We start from the raw sequence: 23,253 nt of genomic DNA, 5'->3' as shown, positions 1-23,253 counted from the left end.
GACGCGCGGTCCACCGGCCGGCCGGCGCCGGGCTGCGGGGAGACCGGCGGGTCGGCCCGCCGGGGCGCGCGGCCACAATGGGCGCATGAGTCACGACGAGAAGTCCATGCCCGACTGGGAGAAGCGCTTCCGGGCCCCGCGTGTGGGGCTGCCCGAGTGGGCGGAGGACGCCCCGGAGCGTTCGCTCTTCGTCTCCAACGCGACCGGGACGTACGAGCTGTACACCTGGGACCGCCGGAGCGGCGAGCAGCGCAGGGCCACCGACCGGCCGAACGGCACGACCGACGGGACCCTCTCGCCCGACGGCGAGTGGCTGTGGTGGTTCAGCGACACCGACGGGGACGAGTTCGGTGTCTGGATGCGCCAGCCCTTCCACGGCGGGCCCGACGAAGCGGCCGCCCCCGGCCTCGGGCCTTCCTACCCCGGCGGTCTGGGGATCGGCAGGGACGGCACCGCGGTGGTCGGCCGTTCCACCGACGAGGACGGCTCGACCGTCCACGTCGTACGGCCGGGTGCGGATCCGGTCGAGATCTACCGGCACCGGGAGTCCGCCGGGGTCGGTGACCTCTCGCACGACGGCACGCTGATCGCGCTGGAGCACACCGAGCACGGCGACGCGATGCACTCCGCGCTGCGGGTCGTCCGTCCCGACGGTTCCACGGTCGCCGAGCTGGACGACACCCGGGGAGGCACCGAGGAGCTGGGGCTCCAGGTGCTCGGGTTCGCCCCGGTGGCCGGCGACACCCGGCTGCTCGTCGGCCACCAGCGGCGCGGACGCTGGGAGCCGATGGTCTGGGACGTGGCGACCGGCACCGAGACCTCCCCCGCGATCGACCTGCCGGGCGACGTCAGCGCCGAGTGGTATCCGGACGGCTCCGCGCTGCTCATCGTGCACAGCTTCGAGGCGCGCAGTGAGATGTGGCGGTACGAGCCGGCCGGTGAGGAGCTCGTACGCGTCGAGACCCCGCCGGGTTCGGTGTCCGGTGCGACCGCGAGGCCCGACGGCACCGTCGAGTACCTGTGGTCGTCGGCCGCGCTGCCGCCGGTCGTGCGCTCCACGTCGGGCGCGGTCGTGCTCGACCCGCCGGGGATGAAGGCGCCGGAGTCGGTGCCGGTGCGGGACGTGTGGGTGGAGGGCCCGGGCGGCCGGGTCCACGCACTGGTGCAGCAGCCCGCCGGGGACGGACCGTTCCCCACGGTCTTCGAGATCCACGGCGGTCCGACCTGGCACGACAGCGACGCCTTCGCCTCGGGCCCGGCGGGCTGGGTCGACCACGGATACGCGGTCGTCCGGGTCAACTACCGCGGCTCGACGGGCTACGGCCGGGCCTGGACCGACGCACTGAAGCACCGGGTCGGGCTGATCGAGCTGGAGGACATCGGCGCCGTCCGTGCCTGGGCGGTCTCGTCCGGCCTCTCCGACCCGGCGCGGCTCGTCCTCGCGGGCGGCTCCTGGGGCGGTTATCTGACGCTGCTCGGGCTCGGCACCCAGCCCGACGTGTGGGCGGCCGGACTGGCCGCGGTGCCGGTCGCGGACTACGTCACGGCCTACCACGACGAGATGGAGGGGCTGAAGGCGATGGACCGGACGCTGCTCGGCGGCACTCCGGAGACCGTGCCCGAGCGGTTCGCCGCCTCGTCCCCGCTGACCTATGTGGACGCGGTGCGTGCGCCGGTCTACATCTCGGCGGGCGTGAACGACCCGCGCTGCCCGATCCGGCAGGTCGAGAACTACGTGGACCGGCTCGCGGGCCGCGGTGCGGTCCACGAGGTGTACCGGTACGACGCGGGCCACGGCTCACTGGTGGTCGAGGAGCGGATCAAGCAGGTCCGGCTGGAGCTCGACTTCGCCGAGCGGTACGTGAAGGGGAAGTAGCGGGCCGGTACGGGGGGCGGAACGCACGGGGCGGGGTCCGGGGCACTGCTCCCGGATCGCGCCCCGTACCGTAAGAGATGTGTACCGGTTCCTGCTGACACCCCGCTGGTGGGGGATCACCGTCTTCGCCCTGCTCGCCATCCCGTTCTGCGTCTTCATGGGCTCCTGGCAGCTGAGCAGGTTCGAGGACCGGGTGGCCACCCACCGGACCGACGAGCACCGGCCCGACCCGACCCGTCAGGCAGCGGCGCCGCTCGATTCCCTGCTGCCCGTGAATCTCGACACGTCCGGGCGGCAGGCCGAGGCCTCCGGGAAGTACGGCAAGCAGTTCCTGGTGCCGGACCGGGTCGTGGACGGCAAGGAGGGGTCGTACGTACTGACCCTGCTCCGCACCGGAAGCGGCAAGGCGCTCCCCGTGGTCCGCGGCTGGCTGCCGCACGGCGCGAAGGTGCCCGCGGCGCCGAAGGGCGAGGTCGAGGTCACCGGTTCGCTGCAGGCCTCGGAGAACAGCGGGACCGACGGCGCCTACGCCGGGGGCGGACTGCCGTCCGGCCAGATCGGGATCATCAGCGCGGCCTCGCTGGTGAACGTGGTGCCGTATCCGGTGTACGACGCGTGGATCACCCTGCCGCGCGCCTCACCGGGCCTCACGGCCGTCCCGGCGGCGGCACCGCAGAACAGCGGGCTCGACCTGAAGTCCTTCCAGAACCTCGGCTACACCGGCGAGTGGTTCGTCTTCGCGGGCTTCGTGGTCTTCATGTGGTTCCGGCTCGCCCGGCGGGAGGCCGAGGCCCTCAGGGACCTGAAGCTCGGGATCGTGCCGGACGAGGGGCCCGTCGTGGTGGCGGAGAGCGGGTCGGGCGAGCCGACCGGTACGGCCGCCGCAGGCACGCCCGCCGCCCCCGAGGTGTCCGGCCGCCGCTGAGGGCTGTCCCGCAATCCCTGGCGGGCCGTACAGCGCGGCTGCGGCCTACGGCGCGCTGAGCAGCCCCGTGCGGTAGATCGTCCCCGCGCACGCGTTGGGGATGGTCGCCTCCGCGGCCGGTACGCCCGGCTCCGCCTCGTGCACCACGGCCACGCTGCCGTCCGATGTGCCCTCGCCGCTGCCGAGCTGCGGGGTGGCGTCGGCGCCGCCGTTCGTACCGGGGCCGCCGTCGCCCGTTCCCGCCGAGCCCTCCGGCCCTCCGGAGCCCGCCGACGGGGTCGGGTCGGGTGTGGCGCCCCCACCGGTGGGACAGGTCTCCGCCGGGACCCAGGCGAACTTCACCTCGTACGCCTGGGACGGGCCGAGCACCAGACCGGTCGACTCCTGCGACGGGTCGGGCAGACCGCCCGCCGCGTCGCCCGCCGTGTGGTCGACCACCGTGATGCGGGCGGCGTCCGCAGCTCCCAGCGCCTGGAAGTTGACGGTGCCCGCGTCGCTGACCGCGCACTGGCTCTTCGACACGTTGGAGACCTTGAAGGTCCCGTAGACGGTTCCGTCGGCGTTCGGGGTGCCGGTGTTCGCCGACGTGACGCCGAGCTGCTGGGCCGCGCAGGCCGGCAGGGAGTCGAGCGCCTTGCCCGACGGACCGGTGACACCGCCTTCCGCACCACCGTGGGTGCCGCTCCCGGCCCCCTTCGGCGTGTCCTTCTTTCCGTCCCGGCCGTGGCCGCCGCCGTCGCCCGGCGGCTTGCCGCTGTCCTTCCGGCCGCCGCCGGGGACCGTGGCACCCGTGCCGCCGGACGTGTGCCGGCCGTTCCCCGCCATCGCCGGGTTGTTCCTGACCCCGCCGTCCGCGCCGGCGACATGGATGAATGCCGGGACGGCGGTCCCGACGAGCAGCGCGGCAGCGGCCGTACCGACGACGATCTGCCGCCGCCGGGCCCGGCGCGCGGGCACGGCCCTGCGGAGATGGTCGAGCGCGCCATCGGACGGGCTGAGCCCCCGCACGGCGCCCTGCATCATGCTGCGCAGGGCGAGTTCGTCCTCGTCGAGGCCGTCGACAGCGTTGTCGGAACCGTCGTTCTGCATTCCGTTCCCCGCCTGGTTGTCCACAGACCGTGTGGGTCCGCCGTACTGCTTGCGCCACTCGGCAGGCATGTCCCACTCGTCAGGTGTGCGGGGGCCCTGGGGCCCGTCGGATCCGTCAGGGCCCTCCCGGCCGGCGGAACCGCCGCGGCCGTCCTGATCCCGGCCGTCCTGGTCCCCGCCGTACCGCCCGAAACGATTCTTTCCGTTCATGCCGGGGCCTCCATGGCCACCCGCAGCGCGGCGATGCCGCGCGAACCGTATGCCTTCACCGAACCCAGCGATATCCCCAGCGCTTCGGCCACCTGCGCCTCCGTCATGTCACCGAAGTAACGGAGCACCAGGACCTCGCGCTGGCGGCGCTGGAGGTTGCGCATGGCCTTCTTGAGCGCGTCGCGCTCCAGGAGGTCGTACGCGCCCTCCTCGGCGCTCGCCATGTCCGGCATCGGCTTGGAGAGGAGCTTCAGTCCGAGGATCCGCCTGCGCAGCGCGGACCGGGACAGGTTGACCACGGTCTGGCGCAGGTACGCGAGCGTCTTCTCGGGGTCCCGGACCCGTTTGCGTGCCGAGTGGACCCGGATGAAGGCCTCCTGGACGACGTCCTCGCAGGAGGCCGTGTCGTCGAGGAGGAGCGCCGCGAGCCCCAGCAGCGACCGGTAGTGGGCGCGGTAGGTCTCGGTGAGGTGATCGACGGTGGTGCCGGCTGCCATGGCGTCGTCAGCGCCCTCGCCGGTCCGGGACGTGGCCGCACCGGGCCGGGCCGTCGGCACGGGGGCGATCACCGGCATGCCGCCGGGCACACGGGGCCGCCGGAGCGGGCGAACCACTCCGCCCCGTCCGGACACCGCTGCAATATCGAGAACCTCTGCCACGCCAGTTGGACACGCTTCCCCCCGCCAGGGTTGTACGCGTAAGGCATCGCCTTTGACGATGCGGCCAATGCCCTCATGCGTACCCGATCTCCCCCAATGCCCCTTTTTCCATGGCATCTTGCACAGGAGGAGGCCACCCCGAAGACGCACCCGTACCGGCTGCGGTTGCAGGCGCGCGGGAAACTGAATCGTGTAACAGGCACGAGGCTCAGTTCAAGTGGTTCAGGTGCGCGTCTTGCTCACAGGTCACACACAAATTCTACAAAGGATCAGGTACGGGACACCGGATCCCGGATCGGGCTTCCGGCCATCGGCGCACCGGCGGCCGGACAGTGCCCGGCCGCCCGGGACTAGTCGTCCCCCGACGTCTGCCGCAGCTCGGCCGCGACGGCCTCCGCGATCTGGGCGGCGTTGAGCGCGGCCCCCTTGCGGAGGTTGTCGGCGCAGACGAAGAGTTCGAGTGCCTGCGGATCGTCCAGCGACCGCCGCACCCGCCCCACCCAGGCAGGATCCGTCCCCACCGCGTCGGCAGGGGTCGGGAAGTCCCCGGCGTCCGGGTCGTCGAAGAGCACCACACCGGGCGCGGTCGCCAGGATCTCGTGCGCCCGGCCGAGCGTCAGCTCGTTCTCGAAGCGGGCGTGCACGGAGAGGGAGTGCGTGGTGACGACCGGGACCCGTACGCACGTGGCCACCACAGGAAGCGCCGGGCGGTCCAGGACCTTGCGGGTCTCGGCGCGGAGCATCAGCTCCTCGGACGACCAGCCGTCTGCGGCGGGCACCCCGGACCAGGGCACCACATTGAACGCGATGGGGGCGGCGAAGGGCCCGGTGTCGTCGCCCACGGCGCGGCGTACGTCGCCGGGGTGCGTCCCCAGCTCCGTACCGGCGACCAGCGCGGTCTGGCTGCGCAGCGCCTCCACGCCCGGGTTCCCCTCGCCGCTCACGGCCTGGTACGTCGAGACGACCAGCTCACGCAGCCCGAACTCGGCGTGCAGCGCACCGACCGCCACGATCATCGCGAGGGTGGTGCAGTGCGGGGACGCGATGATGCCGCGCGGCCTGAGCCGTACGGCATGCGGATTGACCTCGGGCACCACCAGCGGCACATCCGGGTCCATCCGGAAGGCGGCCGAACTGTCCACGACCACCACGCCCTTGGACGCGGCGACGGGCGCCCACTCCCGCGCGACGTCGTCGGGGACGACGAAGAGCGCGACCTGGACGCCCTCGAAGGCTTCCTCCGTGAGGGGGAGCACTTCGGACTCCTCCCCGCGCACGACCAGCTTGCGGCCGGTCCTGCGCGGGGAGGCGATGAGTCTGATGTCGCCCCAGATGTCCGCGTGCTGCGACAGCATCTGGAGCAGCACAGTGCCGACGGCCCCGGTCGCTCCCACGACCGCGAGCGCCGGCTTGCGGCCTCCCGCCTGGAGGCCGGTGCCGGTCATCGCCCGGTGCCCCCATAGACGACTGCCTCGTCGGAGTCGCTGTCGAGACCGAAGGCGGTGTGCACGGCGCGCACGGCCTCGTTGACCTCGTCGGCTCGGGTGACCACCGAGATGCGGATCTCGGACGTCGAGATCAGCTCGATGTTGACGCCCGCGTCCGAGAGCGCCTCGAAGAAGGTGGCGGTGACGCCGGGGTTGGTCTTCATACCTGCGCCGACGAGCGAGATCTTGGCGATCTGGTCGTCGTAACGCAGCGACTCGAAGCCGACGATCGGCTTGGACTTCTCCAGCGCGTCGACGGCCTTGCGGCCCTCGTCCTTGGGGAGCGTGAAGGAGATGTCGGTCAGCCCGGTCGACGCGGCGGACACGTTCTGGACGACCATGTCGATGTTGACCTGGCTGTCCGCGATGGCGCGGAAGATCGCGGCGGCCTCACCCGGCTTGTCGGGCACGCCGACAACCGTGATCTTCGCCTCGGAGGTGTCGTGGGCGACACCGGAGATGATGGCCTGCTCCACGGTCGGTTCCCCTTGTGCTTCGTCGCGTGCTTCGTTGCTGACCCATGTGCCCTGGAGGCCCGAGAACGAGGACCGGACATGGATCGGGATGTTGTAACGGCGTGCGTACTCGACGCAGCGGTGCAGCAGCACCTTGGAACCGGAGCTGGCGAGCTCCAGCATGTCCTCGAAGGAGATCCGGTCGATCTTCCGGGCCTTCTTGACGACCCGGGGGTCGGCGGTGAAGACACCGTCCACGTCCGTGTAGATCTCACAGACCTCGGCGTCCAGCGCCGCCGCGAGGGCGACCGCCGTCGTGTCCGAACCGCCGCGCCCGAGGGTGGTGATGTCCTTCTTGTCCTGTGACACACCCTGGAAACCGGCGACAATGGCCACGTTTCCCTCGTCGAGGGCGGTGCGGATCCGCCCCGGCGTGACATCGATGATCCGCGCTTTGTTGTGGACCGAGTCGGTGATGACACCGGCCTGGCTGCCCGTGAACGACTGGGCGTCGTGGCCCAGGTTTTTGATCGCCATGGCCAGCAGGGCCATGGAGATCCGCTCTCCGGCGGTCAGCAGCATGTCGAATTCCCGCCCGGCGGGAATCGGCGACACCTGCCCGGCAAGATCGATCAACTCGTCCGTCGTGTCGCCCATCGCTGACACCACGACAACCACCTGGTTGCCGCTCTTCTTGGCGTCGACGATTCGCTTGGCGACCCGCTTGATGCCCTCGGCATCGGCTACGGAGGAGCCTCCGTACTTCTGCACGACAAGGCCCACGTGCGCTCCTCGATCCAGTCATTTCTGCGGTCGGCTCAGTCTAACGAGCGGCCGCACGACACCCCGTATGTATCAGATCGTGAGATGTCCCGCTCACTCGCTGATCACCGTCAGGTGGCACGGCCGCTCGGTCACCATGCCTGCCCGGGATCATGCGGGACACTCGGAACGTGGGGCGCGTCACACCTGCGTGCAGCACGGGCGGGCGTGTTCGCCCCCGAACAGGCACAGGCGTACGGACCGGGTCCGTACGCCTGCCCGAAGACTGACAGCCGCAGCGCCGGATCGTCGTCCGCCCGGCTGGCCGTGTACGCGGAACGGAGCAGCCCCGCAGGGACCTCAGGCCCCCTTGGCCGAGTCGAGGTGGGCGAAGACGACCACGTTGTCCACGTAGTCCTGGGCGTCCCTGTCGTAGGCGCCGCCGCAGGTGATCAGACGGAGCTGGGCGTCGGTGGTGTCGCCGTAGACGCGCTTGTCGGGGAAGTCGGCCTTGCTGAACGTCTCCACCGAGTCGACCTTGAAGGTGGCGACGGCGCCGTCCTTCCTGGTGATGTTCACCAGCTCCCCCGGCTTGAGGGTCCGCAGCAGCAGGAAGACGGCCGGACCCGTCTTGGTGTCGACGTGGCCCGCGACGATCGCCGCGCCGCGCTCTCCGGGGGTGGCACCGCCCCGGTACCAGCCGACCAGGTTGGTGTTGTCGGCGGGCGGCGGGTTCAGCCGGCCGGACTTGCCGAGATCCAGCGCCGTGAAGGGTGCGTCGACGGCGATGGTCGGGATCGTCAGCCGCGTCGGCTCCGAACGGGACAGCGGAGCAGCCGCCGCCGGAAGGGGCGTCCGGGGCGAGGGAGCGGCGGCAGCGGGCCTGGTCTGCTGCATCTTGGCGTCGCCCGCCGGGCTTCCCAGGCCGATACCGAAGGAGTTGCAGAGCAGAAGAGCGCCCAGGCAGGCCGCCAGGGCGGGCCACAGCAGCATGCGGTGGAGGGGCGGGGCAACGCTCTTCGGGGACGGGTCGGAAGGCTTCGGCTGGGGAGGCTTCACAGCGGCCATCGGGGGGCTGCCTTTCAGGGCGCGGGGCGGCGAAGAGGGTGGGGCGGCCGGTGCGGGCCAACCGTTGCGGCCACCGCCCCTGGGGGCGGTGGCCTCGTCAACGGGAATCCGTCGGTGGTACGGGCCGGTCAGGCCATCGACAGGCCGGAGGCGTTGCGACGGCGGCGGACCATGTAGACACCCGCGCCGACACCGCCGAGCAGCAGCACCGAACCGGCGGCCATACCGCCGCTGGACGCGAGGCCACCGCCACCGGTGTGCATGCCACCGTGCGGCCGGTGGTGGTCACGGCCCGGGTCCTGGTCGCTGTTCCAGGAGCTGTCGTTCCAGGAACCGTCGTCCATCGAACCGTCGTCGTCCTTCCAGGAGTCCTCCTCGTCCATACCCGAGGCCGAACTGTCGTCGTCGGCCGTGGCAAGAGCCGTGTTCATGGCGAGAGCGCCACCGCCGGTGTGGACGCCGCCGTGCGGCCGGTGGTCACCGTCGTGGCCGTGGTCGTCACCGTGGTCGTGGTCGCCATGGCCGTGGTCGTGGTCGTGGTCACCGTGGCCGTGGTCGTGACCGCCCTGCCCGTGGTCATGGCCGCCCTGCCCGTGGTCGTCGTCCCCGTATCCGGAGTCGCCGTCGTCCCCGTAAGCGGAGTCGTCGTCACCCGTGGCAGCCGCCGGAGTCATGGCAAGGGCGCCGCCGCCCGTGTGCACACCGCCGTGCGGCCGGTGGTCACCGTCGTGGCCGTGGTCGTCACCGTGGTCGTGGTCGCCATGGCCGTGGTCGTGGTCACCGTGGCCGTGGTCGTGGTCACCGTGGCCGTGGTCGTGATCGCCCTGCCCGTGGTCGTCGTCCCCGTATCCGGAGTCGCTGTCGCTGGAGTTGTCATGGCGGTCGCTGCTGGCGGCCGGGCCGCTGTCCGAGTTCGGCGCTCCTGACGCAGTGAGGGCGTAAGCGGCGGGAGCGGTGAAAGCAAGGGCGGCAGTCACAGCAGCCGACGCGAGCAGGGTGCGGGCAGTGCGCATGGAGATGATTCCTTCCGCCACGACTGCGAAGGCTGACACTGCGTCGGCTCATCGATTCGCAGAAGCGACACCCTCACCATCAGCAGGAATCTGACGCCCCGCCACAGGAGACCGGGGCATCCGAGTGACGCCATGGGCTCAATGAGTGCAGGACGGGCCGATATTCACCCGATGGACGGCACGTCGTACCCCAGGAGCGCCGACAGAATGGGGTAAGGGCCTCGTTCACGGACGGAGAGCGCTCTCCGCATTCTCCTACTACAGTGCGTCCATGAGCAGAGAGACCGAAGCGCCGGCCGCCATGCCCACCCTGGAGGACGTGGCGCGCGCGGCGGGAGTCTCCCGTGCGACCGTGTCGCGCGTCGTCAACGGCATCCGCAATGTCGACCCCGCGATCCAGCAGGCCGTGCGTGACGCGGTGGCGGCGACCGGCTACACCCCGAACCGGGCCGCACGGGCGCTGGTGACCCGGCGGGCCGAGACCATCGCGCTGGTCGTCTCGGGGGCCGGTGACGCGTCGGAGGCAGGGCAGAACACCTTCGCCTCCGGGGTGTTCGCCGATCCGTTCTTCGGACGGGTGGCCGCCGGGGTCGTCGGCTATCTCCGGCCGCGCTCCATGCACCCGGTGCTGATGTTCGCGGAGACCCCCGACGCCCGTGACCAGGTCGTCGGCTACCTGCGGCAGGGCAGCGCCGACGGCGCGCTGATCGTGTCCACCCATGCCGACGACCCGCTGCCCGGCATGATCGCGTCGGCCGGGCTGCCCGCCGTCCTGTTCGCGCGGCCCGCGGCGGCCGTGTCGCTCAGCTATGTGGACCTCGCCCACCGGGACGGAGCGGAGCTGGCCGCCGCCCACCTGGCCGGCCGTGGCTGCCGCCGCCCCGTCACCATCGCGGGGCCGCAGGACGTGGCCGCGGGCGAGCAGCGGCTGGCCGGCTTCCGGGAGGCGATGGCGCGGCACGGGCACCCGGACGTGCCGGTCGCCGAGGGTGGCTTCACCCTGCACAGCGGGGTGGAGGCGATGACGCGGCTGCTGGAGGAACACCCGGACCTGGACGCGGTGTTCGCGGCCAACGACCTGATGGCGCAGGGCGCCTGCCTGGTGCTGCGGGAACACGGCAGGCGGATCCCCGAGGACGTGGCCGTGGTCGGGTTCGACGACAGCTCGGTGGCCGTGGCCTGCCGCCCGCCGCTGACGACGGTCCGGCAGCCGGTGGAGCGGATGGCGGCCGAGATGGCGCGGCTGCTCCAGGAGCGCATCGAGCACCCTGGCGGGCCGGTCACCTCCGTCGTCTTCGAACCGGAGCTGGTGGTGCGGGAGTCGGCATGAGCCGGGGCCGGGTCCGGGTACGCACGGTCGCCTGGCACCACCCTCCTCGGCCACCGCACCCGCACCGCACTCGCACCCGCACAGCACGACACCGGCCCTCCGGGGTCAGGCCCGGAGAGCCGGTGGTCCGGTACCCGTTCCCTCAGACGGGTACAGCCATGTGCCGCTGCCGGTCACTTCCGGCCCGCTCGGCCGCACGGGCCGCACGGCGGGCGGTGATCATCCGGTCGACGGCCATGGCCCCCGGCCCCGAGAAGGCGATCAGCAGCAGGGTCCAGCAGAAGAAGACGGCGGCCTCTCCACCGTTCTCGATCGGCAGCAGAGCCCGGTGCTGGTGGATGTCGAAGTAGGCGAACGCCATGGACCCCGACCCCAGGAAAGCGGCTGTCCGCGTCGCGAGGCCGAGCAGCACCAGGCCGCCCGCGACCAGCTGGATGACAGCGGCGTACCAGCCCGGCCAGGTGCCCGCCGGTATGGAGTGGCCGCCGAGGAGCCCGAAGAGCGAAGCGACTCCGTGGCAGGTGAAGAGCGTCCCGATGACGATACGGAACAGGCTGAGCGTGTACGGCTGAGCCTGACTGAGGCGTGTGTTCATCATGAGGGCTGAGCTCCTCTCAGCTGTAGACACCGAACTCGTAGAGCGAGTAGCCGTATCCCGAGCCGCGTGCCGTCCCCAGCATCCGGACGTACCGGCCCGTGCCGTTCACATCGAGGTCGTCGATGTTGCCGTTGCCGTCGGTCACGGACTTGACCGTGGTCCAGTTGGTCCCGTCCTGGGATGTCTGGATGTCGTAGCCCTTGGCGTACGCCGGGTCCCAGGCCAGCTGGACGTGCTTGAAGGTGGTCGAGGTGCCCAGGTCGACCTGGAGCCACTGCGGGTCGCTCCAGTCGCTGGCCCAGCGGGTGTCGAACCTGCCGTCCACCGCGCCGGCGGCGGCGCACGGGCAGCCGCCCGTCGGGTCGGTCTGGAAGGACGAAGCGGTGGCGGTCTTGCCCTGGGACACGTTGGTCCCGTCGACCTTCGGGGGAACGACCTTCAGCGACTTCGTCTCGATGCCGACGTTTCCGTGGCCGTCCGTCGACTTCACGTAGACCTTGTAGACGCCCACCTTGTCGGGGACCTTCGCGGAGAACGTGCCGTTGCCGTTGTCCGTGGTGTCGGCGGCCACCAGCGCCTTGTTCTGGTCGATGTAGTTGCTGCTGAAGAACAGCTGGGACGTGGTCCTGTCACCGTTCGGGTCGGTGACCTTCGCACTCACCTTGACCTGGCCGCCCGCCGGGACGCCTGTGGTGGCGTTCTCGACGGACATGTCCGAGATGACCGGCGGGGTGTTGTCGCCCGACGTGTTGCCCCCGTACGCCTTCTTCACCGCGTAGTAGGAGAGACGCTTCTGGCCGTCCGGCACCAGGTTGAACCAGACTCCGCCGAAGTCGTCCTCGGTGCCGTAGTGGAACATCGTGGCGCCGAGCGCGACCCCCTTGTGTCCGGTGATGCAGCCCCACGCCTTGGTGTAGCCGTCGGCCTTCTGCACATCGGTCGGCTCGTCGGGCACTCCGTTCGCGTCGTCCGGCACCTCCCACTCACCTGCGGGGCCGGTCTCGGTGACGATGTACGGCTTGTCGTAACCGCCCTTCTCCCAGTCCGACTTGACGTTGCAGACCGCGTTGTAGGCATTGACCGCGTACAGGTCCAGGTCGGGCGCGTTCCTCTTGTAGTAGGGCCAGGCGCCGGTCCACGCGTCCGTGGAGGTGACCGGGTGGTTCGGGTCGACCTGGTGGATCTTCTTCGCGACGTCGTTCACGAAGGAGGTGTAGGCGTTGCGCTGGGCCTCCAGCTGGTCCCCGCTATAGCAGTTCTGGAGCCCGAGCGTCGACTCGTTGCCGACGTTCCACATCAGCACGCCGGGGTTGTCCTTGTAGGTGTCGACCCACTTGGGGAACTCGGCGAGCATGTCGTTCTTGTACGTGGTGTCGGTGAGGTAGTTGACGCAGCCGCCGGCGCCCGGGCCGCCGCCCGGCTGGAGCCAGAATCCGGCGATCACCTTGACGCCGTTGGCCGCAGCGGCGTCGAACAGCGGTTTGCTCGTCGCGTCCGTACCCCAGGTGCGGATCGTGTTGACGCCCATGGACGCCACGTCGGGCATGTCCTTGGCCGCGTCGTCGACCGACGGGCCCCAGGTCACTCCCTTGACGGTGTACGGCGAACCGTTCACGGTCAGTGCCCAGTTGCCCTGCGAGCCGGTCACCTTGACGACACTGCCGGCCGCCTGGGCCGCCGGTGCCTGGACGGCGAGCAGTGCCCCTGCGAGCAGGGCCGTCGCGGCGAACGGCGCCACGGCGCGCTTCGCCGTACGGATGGGGGGATGGTGCATATCGCTCTCCTTCTGTCTCCTGCGGATGCGTGCGTGTCCCGCGCGGTTGGCCGCGCGCCGGTTACGGGTAGCTGACGAGGTAGGAGATGCCGGTGTTGTCGTTGTTCACCGGATCGCCGGCCGTGTTGACGACGTGGCTGATGGTGCCGTCGTTGCCGAGCGAGACCGTGACCATGTCGTGGAACCTCACCCCGGGCGCGTCCGGCGCCTCGATGGCGTTGTCCGACACGACCGAAGGATCGGCCTGGAAGAGGCAGTAGCTCCCGAGTCCCCAGGCCTCGTGCGAGGAGACCGACGGTGCCACCTGGTAGGCGGCATAACCGTTGCGGGCGCCGTCCTTCCAGGCGGCCTGGTTCGGCGGGTCGTACGGCATCTCGTTCTGGAAGAAGTACGTCCGTCCGCCGTTGCCCTTCCAGGCGACCTCGGCCTTCTGGTGGTGCTCGACGAACAGCCCGTACATGACGACGTCCGCGCCGTTCACGACCAGACCGGTGTCGCTGGTGTTGACGTCCCAGCCCACCCCGGTGCCGTGGTCCGCGCGCCAGAGCCAGAGGTTGTCGCCGATCACGTTGCTGCTGTTGATCTCCACACTGGTCCTGGCCCTGCCGGCCTGTGCGCCGCCGATCCGGACGAAGACATCCTGGAGCAGGGTGGGATCAGCCGAGTGGTCGGCCGCCGCGCCGGCCGGGCCGACCTGCACCAGGACATCCGGTGCGGTGGCACCCGCGTCGACGAGCAGTCCGGAGATCTTGACTCCGTCGACGTCGGCGACGGAGATCGCGGTGACACCACCGCCGGGGACGATGGTCGCGATGCCGAGACCGAGCACCACGGTGCCTGCCCTGGTGATCCTCAGAGTGTCGTCCAGCCGGTAGACACCGGGCGTGACGAGCAGGTGCTTGCCCGCCGACAGAGCCGAGTTGATGACCGCCGCCGAGTCCCCCTCCCTGGCGATGTGGAAGTCGCTCAGCGGGATGGAGTCGCCCTGCGCGCCCCCGCTCCAGGTGATGCCGCGCGCCGCGGTCTTCAGCGCCGGGACGAACACCTGGTAGGCGCCGGAGCCGTCCACGTACAGGAAGGGCTTCTCCCGGATCACCGGCGCTGTGTCCACGACGGTGTGCGAGGGGTCAGGGAAGTTCTGCGGGGGCGCGCCGTCGACGCCCACGAAGACCATGTTCCAGACCGATCCGGCCCACTCCCCCAGGGTGCTGTTACGGGTCAGCCACTGCTGCTGCGAGCCGGAGACGACCCGCCCGTCGACCTTGCAGTCGGCCATGAACCCGCCGCTGGCCCACCCGTCGTAGCCGTTCCACAGGGGCACCTCGCCCCGGACGTGGACCCTGCGCAGCGGTGCGGCCTGCGACACGGCCCAGCGGTTGGAGCCGTCGGTGGGGGTGATCGAGAGGTTCTCGGCCGAACGCCAGAAGTTCTGGGTGGCGTTGCCCTGCATCCAGTCGGCCTCGACATGCACCAGGCCGTGGATGTCGACGTCGTCCGGGGAGAGACCGAGGCCGGCCACGTGGGTGTAGAAGCCGACGTTGACGTCCAGCCCTTCGTAGGTGCCCGGCTTGAAGAGCAGCGCGAACCGCTCGGTGCCGAACTGGTTCGACTCCTGGGTGGAGAAGACCGAGCTGACCTTGGCCTGGATGTCGGCGACCGGCATCGACGGGTCGAAGACCAGGACGTTCGGTCCGAGGTCGGGCTCGGCGGCGGCTGCGGTACGGGAGTCGGGCGTACGGGTACGGAGCGGAGCCGCGGACGCCGTACCGGCGAGGACCGGGGATGCGGCCAGGGCCGCGAGGCCACCGAGGGCCGTGCGCCGGGTGAGACCGCGGGAGGGGGACCGGGAGGGGTCTGGGGAAGGGCCTGCGGGGGGCTTCATGGTCACCTGCGTCTGTGGGGGCGGGGAGACAGCGGCGGGAAGGGTCCGGCACGCATCCGGGAGAGCGGCGGGGAGTGCAGGGTCCCGGTCTCGCGGTGGGGGCTGGGAGATCGCTCTCCCGGATGGGCCGAAAAGAGCCGGCCCGGTCGGGCCGGAGGGGTTACGGCAGTTCGTAGTCGTCGTTGAGCGCGGCGCCCGCGGACGGGTTGGTCTCGTCGTAGCCACGCGCGTCGCACTGGAGACCGCCGTTGATGCAGTGCGTGACCATGGCCTGGAGCGTGGGCGCGTCCCACCCGTTGAAGAAGTCGTAGTGGAACGAGTGCCCGGTGCCGCTGGCCAGCCGCAGCTTCGACATGTCGCCGTTGACGGGCCACGCCATCTTGAACTCGATCATCGGCAGAGCCACCGGGTGGTCGGCCGGGCAGACGTTCTGGTTGGCGCCGGACGCCACCGGGTACGCCATGTGACTCTGGTGGTTCGGGGTGTCCAGATGGATGCCGTCCCAGCAACTGGGCGCCTGGAGACGGATGTTGAGCTGGGTGTCCGGAGTGTTCGGGCAGGAGATCGGGAAGTCGAAGTTGTGGTACTGCGTACCGCACTCCCAGCCTTCCACCGTGCCCTTCAGGTTCTTGAAGTCGTCGGCGCTCTGCATGGGGTTGCCGACGGTGAACCGGAGTCCCTTGGGGAAGGGCCGGACGCTGGTGTAGTCGTTGACACTCGACTTGTAGTAGATGGTCTGCGGGCCGACGGGGAGGATCTTCTCGTCCCCGTTGTACAGACTGGGCATCCAGTAGGCCGACTTGTCACCGGGCGCCAGGCAGGTGGTGCTGCCCTGGTCGAGCGAGGCGGTGGTGGTGTTGGCGTCGGTGCCGGTGTTGCCCATGAAGGTGTGGTCGTGGGACTTACCCGGCTGGCCGGGGTAGACGATCGGGTCGTCGGGCGCCGTGTGGTTCGGGGCGCACTTGGCCTGGAACTCGTGGAAGTACCGGTGCGGCGGGTCGTACGTCGACGGGGTGACTCCGGTCACCGGCGGGTCGGCCATGATGTAGCCGTCGCCGTCCGGGTCGTCGCCGGATGCCTTGGTGGACACACCCATGCCGGGCATCCCGGCCATGCCGGGGGTGACGGCCTTGGGATGGGCGGCGGCGGCCGTCGCGGCCGGTGCTTCCGCCGATGCGCTGGCTGTCATCACGACCCCGCCGATTCCGGCCGTGGTCAGGGCCAGGGCGGTGGACAGCAGCAGTCCTGTGAGGGTTCTCGACCTGCGTGGCATGGAGACCTCCTCCTGCGTCAGTGCGGGAATACGAGGGCGGGAAATGCGGTGCGGGAGACTGGGAGAGCGCTCTCCCGGATTCGGAGTGTTCCGCTCCTGACAAGACCGTGTCAATAGCTCGTTAACTGCCGAAGCGGCGGGCCGGCCACGCGAACTGCCCTGGTGACACAGGGGCGTTCGGCGGGTGAAGGCAGCGCGTCCGATGTCAGGGGCCGGTTCGGGCCGCCGGCTGAACGCAGCGGTCCCGTAGCCGGTCCGCTCGGCCGGGGGGCAATTTTTTCGCCGCCCGTGTCACACTCCGGCCCCCGGGGCCGCTCTCATACGGTGAGGCGACAGGGAGGCAAGGATGCCCGACACCCCGAACGACGAGCCGGCGGCGGACGAACCGGCGGCGGGCGCGGCACACGGCGCGGACGCAGCGCGCGGCGCGGGCATGTCGCCCCGCGCGGCCCCGGCGGACGGGCCGAGCGGTCCGCATGCCGACGCGGATGCGGACGGGGACGCGGACGCGGACGGGGACGCGGACGGGGACGCGGACGGGGACGGGGACGCGGACGGGGACGCGGATGCGGAATCAGCGGCGGACGCGGCGACCGTCACGTTCCTGGACCACCGGGAACTGCTGTTCTCGCTCGTCTACACGATGCTGGGCAGCGTCGCCGACACCGAGGACGTCCTTCAGGAGACCTGGCTCGCCTGGGCGCCCCGGCACGGTGCACGGGACGCGGAACCGGTCCGGAACCCGCGCGCCTACCTCGTAAGGATCGCGGTCAATCTGGCCATCGCCCGGCAGGCGGTCATCAATCGCCGCAAGGAGACCTACGCAGGCCAGTGGCTGCCCGAACCCCTGGCCACAGCGCCCCCTCCCGGCTCTGCCACGCCGGTCACCGGCGAGGAGGCCGCGGAGCGCGCCGATTCGGTTTCGCTGGCGATGCTGGTGGTTCTGGAGACCCTGACCCCCCTGGAGCGGGCGGTCTTCGTACTGCACGAGGTCTTCGGGTACCCCCATGGGGAGATCGCCGGGATCGTCGGCCGCGAGCCCGCCGCCGTGCGTCAGGTCGCCCACCGGGCACGCGCGCACGTCCGGGCGAGGCGGCCGCGCTACCGCGCCGACCCGCGGATGATCCGGCGGACCACCGAGCGGTTCGTGGCCGCGGCGTTCGGCGGCGACCTCGCCGCTCTGCTGGAGATGCTCGCGCCCGATGTGACGCTGTGGAGCGACGGAGGCGGGAAGTCCCCCGCGGCGGGGCCGCGGCCGGTCACCGGACGCGACAACGTCGCGCGCCTCCTGGTGGCCCGCGCGGCCCACCCGCCCGCGCGGGGCCTGGACTTCAGCGTTCGCTACCGGCAGGTCAACGGCGATCCGTCGGCCATCGTGTTCGCGGGCGGCGAGCCGCTCGGTGTGATGGTGCTGGACCTGTCGCCGGAGGACAACCGCATCAGCAACATCTACAACGTCAGCAACCCCGACAAGCTCACCGGAATCGGGGCCGATGAGGACCGGGCACCCGACGACGCGGGCTCCGGCCCGGCCCCGGTCCCGGAGCCACCCGGGCCCCCGGGCGGAGCAACCGCACACGCAGCCGCAGAACCGACGACCGGCCGGGAGAAGCCATGACGAAGCTCGCAGCGGGCGACACCGTACCGGTGCGCACCCTCACCACGATCCTCGGGCGTGAGACGCCCGTACCTGCCCCGGACGGGCTGACTCATCTGCAGTTCCGCCGTTTCGCCGGCTGCCCGGTCTGCAATCTGCATCTGCGGACGATGGCGGACCGCCGGAGCGAGATCTGGGCCGCGGGGATCCATGAGACGGCCGTCTTCCACTCCCGCAGGGAAGAGATGCTGCCGCACCAGGGCAGCCTGCCGTTCGACGTGATCGCCGACCCGGGCCGGGAGCTCTACACGGCGTTCGGCGTGGAGACGTCGCCGAGGGCGGTCCTGCACCCACGGGTCTGGCTGGCGGGTGTACGGGCCACTCCGGCGACGCTCAAGGACATCCGAGGGGGCCGCAAGCCCGGCCCTGCCAAGGGCGAGACGGTGCTCGGCCTGCCCGCCGACTTCCTCATCGCCCCGGACGGCCGGATCGAGGCCGCCCACTACGGGCGCCACGCGGACGACCAGTGGCCGGTGGACGAACTGCTGGACCTGGCCGCCCGGAGGCCGGGCCGCACGACGTGAGCGGACCACGCACGACGTGAAGTGGCCGCGCCGCGCGTGCGGTCGGCACGCGACAGGAGCCCACCACACGCGGCGCGGAGGGACCCGGCGCACGGACGACCGCATGAGGTGAACGGACCCGCCGCGCGACCGGTCCTCTGACGGGACCCGGCCTCAGACCGAAGGGAGCCCCAGCGGACCGCCGATCTCCTCCGCCATGACCCGGCCCGCCTCCTCCGCAAGTGCCTCCTCGCTCAGGTCCTGGTCCGTGTCCAGGCCGTCGAGCGCCGGGAGCGGCTGGTCGAGACGGACGTGCGCGAGCAGGGACTGGAGTGCGCGGAGCGCACCCGATGCGCTGGAGCCCCAGTTGGAGAAGTACGAGAACTGCCACCACCACATCGCCTCGGTGGTACGGCCCGCACGGTAGTGGGCCATGCCGTGGCGGAGGTCCGTGACGATGTCCGCGAGGTCGTCGCTGATACGGCAGGCGACGGGCGCCTTGCGCGGTTCGTACGGGTCGAACACCTCGGAGTACACGTCGATCGGCTCCAGGAGCCGCGCGAAGCGCTCCCGCAGGTCGTCGGCGTCGGGCTCCGGGCCGAGGTCCGGTTCGTACCGGTCGGCCGGGAGGATGTCCTCGTGTGCGCCGAGGCGGCCCCCGGCAAGGAGGAGCTGGGAGATCTCCAGCAGCAGGAAAGGCACCGCGCTGTCCGGTTCGTCACCCTTCGCCACCTCGGTGACGGCGACGATGAAGGACTCGACCTGGTCGGCGATCTGGACGTCGAAGTCGTTCGGGTCTTCCGTGACCTTGTTGAGCGTTGCGTCAGACATCGAGTAGTCGTCTCCCCTCAAAGGCACGACCGAGCGTGACCTCGTCCGCGTATTCCAGGTCTCCCCCCACAGGGAGACCACTCGCCAGCCGTGTGACCTTCAAACCCATGGGTTTGATCATGCGAGCGAGGTACGTCGCCGTAGCCTCACCCTCCAGGTTGGGGTCGGTCGCCAGGATCAGCTCGGTGACGGCGCCGTCCGCGAGCCGGGCCAGCAGTTCCCGGATCCGCAAGTCGTCGGGGCCGACGCCCTCGATGGGGCTGATGGCGCCGCCGAGCACGTGGTAACGGCCCCGGAATTCCCGGGTCCGCTCGACCGCCACGACGTCCTTCGGCTCCTCGACGACACAGATGACCGTCTGGTCGCGCCGGGTGTCCCGGCAGATCCCGCAGAGCTCCGCCTGCGCGACATTCCCGCACACCGCGCAGAACCGGACCTTGTCCTTCACTTCGAGCAACGAGTGCGCGAGGCGCCGGACGTCCGTGGGCTCCGCCTGGAGGATGTGGAAGGCGATCCGCTGCGCGCTCTTGGGACCGACGCCGGGCAGCCTGCCCAACTCGTCGATAAGGTCCTGGACCACGCCTTCGTACAACGGAGCGCCTCTTTCGTTCAGCTGTGGAACGTACGGTAGTTGGTGCGGGGTTTCCTTAGAACCTCGGGAACGTGAAGACCTTCGGAAGCTCTGGCCTCACGCGCCCCGCACGCCTCAGATACCGAGGCCCGGCATACCGCCGAGCCCCTGGGCGAGCGGGCCGAGCTTCTGCTGCTGGAGCTCCGAGGCGTTCTCGTTCGCCGCGTGGACCGCGGCGACGATCAGGTCGGCGAGAGTCTCGGTGTCCTCGGGATCGACCGCCTTGGGATCGATCACCAGGCCGCGCAGCTCACCGGAGCCGTTGACGGTGGCCTTGACGAGACCGCCGCCCGCCTGGCCGTCGACCTCGGTCCTGGCCAGTTCCTCCTGTGCCTGTGCGAGATCCTGCTGCATCTTCTGGGCCTGCTGAAGCAGCTGCTGCATATTGGGCTGGCCACCACCGGGAATCACGGGTCACTCCGAGGCTGTTCGACGACATTTCCGACTGTCTTGCTCGTAAAACGAGCCTACGTGTTCCCCGCGTGCCCCGCCCTCCACCGGGGGGACCAACTCTTTCGGGTGAGGGCCCGACGGCTTCTCCACCTGATCACAGGCCGCTTACAGTCGTAAACCCTGGCATAACGGCGCCGGGGCCCACCATTCGGCGGTATGAAGGGCACTCGCCTGAGCAGCGTTCCGCACGGCCGGGGTCCAGCACGGCCCGATTGCGGGGTTTCGGCGTGGAGCACGGTCCGGCGGCCCGTAGCCGCGCGCGCACCGTACGTGACGGATGGGGAGAAGCCTGGTGGGTCAGCCGGAGATGCCGCAGCCCGAGGATGACGCCGTACGGCCGGGGGGCGATCCCCGCGTCGGCCCCCGGGCGGGCACGGACCCGGGGCCGGGCCCCCGGGTCTCCGCCCTCGGGGCGGATCTGGCGGTCGGGGCGGGACCCGAGGGCGCCGGGGCCGGCGCGGAGACGGAGAGAGGCACCCCGGCCGGGACGGGCACCGATCTGACCGGCGAGCCCTTCCCCGCGGGCGACTGGGCGGAGCCCGTCGAGCGCCTGGACGAGCTCTACCGCTGGGTGGAGTCGACCGCGCTGCGGACCGCGGGCTGGTACCTCACCGACCGGACCTGGAAGCGCCGGGGCGCCAGGGCCCTGCGCGCGGGGGCGGCCGGCGGCGCGTTCGTGGGGGCGGCGCTGCCGCTGCTCGACCTGGCGGCCGGTCTGCACGGGGCGGCGGAGTGGGGCTATCCCGCGCTGCTGGCCGCCGTGGCCTGCGCGGCGGGCGACCGCTGGTTCGGCCTGACCGCCGGATGGATGCGGGACGTGGCGACGGCCCAGGCGGTGCAGCGCAGACTCCAGGTGCTCCAGTTCGACTGGGCTTCGGAGAGCGTCCGGGAGGTCCTCGGCCCGGCGGACGGCACGGCGAGCGAGGCGACCGAGCGCTGCCTGGGCGTGCTACGGAGGTTCACCGACGACGTGACTGACCTCGTGCGGGGCGAGACGGCGGAGTGGATGGTCGGGTTCCGCACGGGGGGCGCGGTGCCCGTATCGGTGCGGGGCCCCGGGGAACCACGCGGCGGCGAGCCCGCGCCGACGGGCCGCACGGTGCCGGCCATGGGTGTACGCCCGAACATGCCGCGCCAGCGCCCGCCCGAACCGCCGTCGCGGTAGCGGGGAGCGGCCGGGCGGCGCGCAGCCGGCGTGCCGAGTGGGAAGCGGGCGCGCTGCGCCGGACGGCAGCGCGCCGCGCCGGCCCGCGACGCGCTGCGACACGCCGGAATTGCCGTGAACTGGCGTGCGACGTAAGGGCGGAGGGGGAATTCCCGGCCGGGCCCGGCACCTTTCCCCCCTGACAGCACGTCAGTTGACGGTACGTCACGCGCCACCCCGGCGCATCCACGCGAGCCCGGCGCACGATGCTCCGGGCAGGGCGGCCCACCGGGCCGGCACGAAGCCCCCGCACCGGGAGCCCGGCCCGGCGGCACACCCCGGCCCGCGCCGGAGCCGCCGTGGCGCCGCGTGGAATTTCGGCACCCGGATACGGAATTCAAGAATCCGCCACAAAGAGAATTCCAGCGTTCAACCTTCTTGCCCGGAAGAAAGATCCCCACTCCGTACTGTTACCGTGGCAGAATCGAAGAGCCGTATCGCGAACGGGGGTTCACGGCACACGGGGGACGGGGGAAAGTCCTTCTGCGTAGCGTGCGCTCGACCTGCGCACCGACCGGTCGAAGCCATGGGCATGTACACCGCCGCACACCATGTGCTGCGCCCTGCCCATATAAGGGTTTGGATTTCTGGTGATAGCGGAAGAAGTTTACGATCTCGTACTGGACGACATTTTCATCCGGCTCGACCAGCTGGTTCCGGGAAGTTCTCTGTACCTGAAGCTCGAAGGCCTGAATCCGGCAGGCTCGGTCAAACTCAAGACCGCGGTGGCACTCGTCGCCGACGCGGAGAATTCGGGGCGCAGCTTTCCGCGTACCCGGCTGATCGAATCGACGTCCGGGAATCTGGGCGTCGCACTGGCCATGGTGTGCGCGGCCAAGGGGTACGCCCTGACGTGTGTGACGGATGTGAACGCGAACCGTCAGTCACGGCAGCTCATGGAGGCGTTCGGTGCCGAGGTCGTCGTCATCGGCGTCCGCGACTCCAACGGGGGCTATCTGCAGTCCCGCATCGACTACATCGGCGAGCGCCTGCACCTCGACCCGGATCTGCACTGGCTGAACCAGTACGCCAATCCGGCGGGTCCGCAGGCCCACCACGACCGCACCGGGCGGGCGATCTTCGAGACCGTGGGCCGCGCCGACCACCTCTTCGTCGGGGCCGGGACGACGGGGACCCTGATGGGGTGCGCGCGGTACTTCCGCCGGTACAGCCCCGCGACACGGATCACCGGGGTCGACACGGTGGGCTCGGTGACCTTCGGCGGGCCCGCGTCGCAGCGCCGCATACCGGGTCTGGGGACGAGCAGACGCCCCGAGATCTTCGACAGGGCCCATGTCGACGACGTCGTCATGGTCACCGAAGAGGACGCCGTACGCATGTGCCGGATGCTCGCGAGAGAACGGGGCCTCCTGCTCGGGGGATCGAGCGGGACGGTGCTCTCGGCAGTCCAGAAGGCAGCCAAGAACATGCCGGCGGGAAGCGTCGTCGTGGCGGTCTCCCCCGATTTCGGGGACCGCTATGTGGAGACGGTCTACGACGACGCGTGGGTTTCGGAGCACTGGCCCGAGACCATAGGAAAGGAAATATCTCGGGCTCGCGCCTGAGTGGGGGA

General features: G+C 70.8%; 20 protein-coding genes. 7 read left to right on the top strand and 13 right to left on the bottom strand.

Annotation, left to right across the window (positions count from 1 at the left end):
* Window positions 1-85: 85 nt before the first annotated feature.
* A complete protein-coding gene (locus OG917_RS18835) occupies window positions 86-1,876 on the top strand; it encodes a S9 family peptidase (protein WP_328318775.1) in 1,791 nt (596 codons plus the stop codon).
* Between the two features lie 79 nt (window positions 1,877-1,955).
* Window positions 1,956-2,801 (top strand): SURF1 family protein, encoded by an 846-nt coding sequence (locus OG917_RS18830; protein WP_328318774.1) that lies wholly within the window; start codon window positions 1,956-1,958, stop codon window positions 2,799-2,801.
* Between the two features lie 45 nt (window positions 2,802-2,846).
* Here the strand turns inward: OG917_RS18830 and OG917_RS18825 are convergent, their stop codons facing one another.
* The 6 genes from OG917_RS18825 to OG917_RS18800 form a co-directional block, all read right to left on the bottom strand.
* The gene (locus OG917_RS18825) at window positions 2,847-4,100 is read right to left on the bottom strand and encodes a hypothetical protein (protein WP_328318773.1); all 1,254 of its coding nucleotides are present in this window, start codon (window positions 4,098-4,100) and stop codon (window positions 2,847-2,849) included.
* On the bottom strand, window positions 4,097-4,759 hold the full coding sequence (locus OG917_RS18820) for a SigE family RNA polymerase sigma factor (RefSeq protein ID WP_443058983.1): 663 nt from the start codon (window positions 4,757-4,759) through the stop codon (window positions 4,097-4,099). Before OG917_RS18820 ends, OG917_RS18825 begins: the two co-directional genes overlap by 4 nt.
* 350 nt (window positions 4,760-5,109) lie before the next feature.
* On the bottom strand, window positions 5,110-6,204 hold the full coding sequence (locus OG917_RS18815) for an aspartate-semialdehyde dehydrogenase (RefSeq protein WP_328318771.1): 1,095 nt from the start codon (window positions 6,202-6,204) through the stop codon (window positions 5,110-5,112).
* Window positions 6,201-7,484, bottom strand: coding sequence for an aspartate kinase (locus OG917_RS18810; protein ID WP_328318770.1), 1,284 nt, complete (start codon window positions 7,482-7,484; stop codon window positions 6,201-6,203). The genes OG917_RS18815 and OG917_RS18810 overlap by 4 nt, the downstream gene beginning before the upstream one ends.
* Before the next feature lie 339 nt (window positions 7,485-7,823).
* On the bottom strand, window positions 7,824-8,531 hold the full coding sequence (locus OG917_RS18805) for a class F sortase (protein WP_443058982.1): 708 nt from the start codon (window positions 8,529-8,531) through the stop codon (window positions 7,824-7,826).
* A 128-nt stretch (window positions 8,532-8,659) separates the two neighbouring features.
* Window positions 8,660-9,544, bottom strand: a complete 885-nt coding sequence (locus tag OG917_RS18800; protein WP_328318768.1) for a hypothetical protein — start codon at window positions 9,542-9,544, stop codon at window positions 8,660-8,662.
* 271 nt (window positions 9,545-9,815) lie between these two features.
* On the opposite strand from OG917_RS18800, the gene OG917_RS18795 reads away from it, so the two are divergent.
* Complete coding sequence (locus OG917_RS18795; protein WP_328318767.1) at window positions 9,816-10,874, top strand: LacI family DNA-binding transcriptional regulator; 1,059 nt, start codon at window positions 9,816-9,818, stop codon at window positions 10,872-10,874.
* Window positions 10,875-11,016: 142 nt separating this feature from the next.
* Here the strand turns inward: OG917_RS18795 and OG917_RS18790 are convergent, their stop codons facing one another.
* The 4 genes from OG917_RS18790 to OG917_RS18775 form a co-directional block, all read right to left on the bottom strand.
* Entirely contained in the window at window positions 11,017-11,469 is a 453-nt protein-coding gene (locus OG917_RS18790) for a DoxX family protein (RefSeq protein ID WP_328322005.1), read from the bottom strand.
* A 19-nt stretch (window positions 11,470-11,488) separates the two neighbouring features.
* Window positions 11,489-13,246 (bottom strand): discoidin domain-containing protein, encoded by a 1,758-nt coding sequence (locus OG917_RS18785; protein ID WP_328318766.1) that lies wholly within the window; start codon window positions 13,244-13,246, stop codon window positions 11,489-11,491.
* Between the two features lie 61 nt (window positions 13,247-13,307).
* Window positions 13,308-15,128 (bottom strand): adenylyl cyclase, encoded by a 1,821-nt coding sequence (locus tag OG917_RS18780; protein WP_328318765.1) that lies wholly within the window; start codon window positions 15,126-15,128, stop codon window positions 13,308-13,310.
* Window positions 15,129-15,288: 160 nt separating this feature from the next.
* Complete coding sequence (locus OG917_RS18775; protein WP_328318764.1) at window positions 15,289-16,401, bottom strand: DUF1996 domain-containing protein; 1,113 nt, start codon at window positions 16,399-16,401, stop codon at window positions 15,289-15,291.
* A 433-nt stretch (window positions 16,402-16,834) separates the two neighbouring features.
* Between OG917_RS18775 and sigJ the strand changes: the two genes are divergently transcribed.
* Window positions 16,835-18,019 carry an RNA polymerase sigma factor SigJ gene (gene sigJ / locus OG917_RS18770; RefSeq protein WP_443059090.1) on the top strand — a complete coding sequence of 395 codons (1,185 nt, stop codon included), beginning with the start codon at window positions 16,835-16,837 and terminating at the stop codon, window positions 18,017-18,019.
* Complete coding sequence (locus OG917_RS18765) at window positions 18,016-18,582, top strand: peroxiredoxin-like family protein (RefSeq protein WP_328318762.1); 567 nt, start codon at window positions 18,016-18,018, stop codon at window positions 18,580-18,582. The genes sigJ and OG917_RS18765 overlap by 4 nt, the downstream gene beginning before the upstream one ends.
* 153 nt (window positions 18,583-18,735) lie before the next feature.
* Here OG917_RS18765 and OG917_RS18760 read toward each other — a convergent pair whose 3' ends face one another.
* The 3 genes from OG917_RS18760 to OG917_RS18750 form a co-directional block, all read right to left on the bottom strand.
* Window positions 18,736-19,392, bottom strand: coding sequence for a DUF5063 domain-containing protein (locus OG917_RS18760; RefSeq protein ID WP_328318761.1), 657 nt, complete (start codon window positions 19,390-19,392; stop codon window positions 18,736-18,738).
* The gene (gene recR / locus OG917_RS18755) at window positions 19,385-19,984 is read right to left on the bottom strand and encodes a recombination mediator RecR (protein WP_327296233.1); all 600 of its coding nucleotides are present in this window, start codon (window positions 19,982-19,984) and stop codon (window positions 19,385-19,387) included. Before recR ends, OG917_RS18760 begins: the two co-directional genes overlap by 8 nt.
* Before the next feature lie 114 nt (window positions 19,985-20,098).
* Window positions 20,099-20,434, bottom strand: coding sequence for a YbaB/EbfC family nucleoid-associated protein (locus OG917_RS18750; RefSeq protein WP_328318760.1), 336 nt, complete (start codon window positions 20,432-20,434; stop codon window positions 20,099-20,101).
* A 349-nt stretch (window positions 20,435-20,783) separates the two neighbouring features.
* Between OG917_RS18750 and OG917_RS18745 the strand changes: the two genes are divergently transcribed.
* Together OG917_RS18745 and sbnA are read left to right on the top strand one after the other, a co-directional pair.
* Window positions 20,784-21,641, top strand: a complete 858-nt coding sequence (locus OG917_RS18745; RefSeq protein ID WP_443059089.1) for an SLATT domain-containing protein — start codon at window positions 20,784-20,786, stop codon at window positions 21,639-21,641.
* Between the two features lie 629 nt (window positions 21,642-22,270).
* The gene (sbnA, locus tag OG917_RS18740; RefSeq protein ID WP_328318758.1) at window positions 22,271-23,245 is read left to right on the top strand and encodes a 2,3-diaminopropionate biosynthesis protein SbnA; all 975 of its coding nucleotides are present in this window, start codon (window positions 22,271-22,273) and stop codon (window positions 23,243-23,245) included.
* Window positions 23,246-23,253: the final 8 nt, after the last annotated feature.

Source organism: Streptomyces sp. NBC_00388, from assembly GCF_036061255.1.
Taxonomy (GTDB): Bacteria; Actinomycetota; Actinomycetes; order Streptomycetales; family Streptomycetaceae; genus Streptomyces.
Note: the sequence above shows the minus strand (reverse complement) of the source record. Positions and strands in the feature narration are given on the sequence as shown.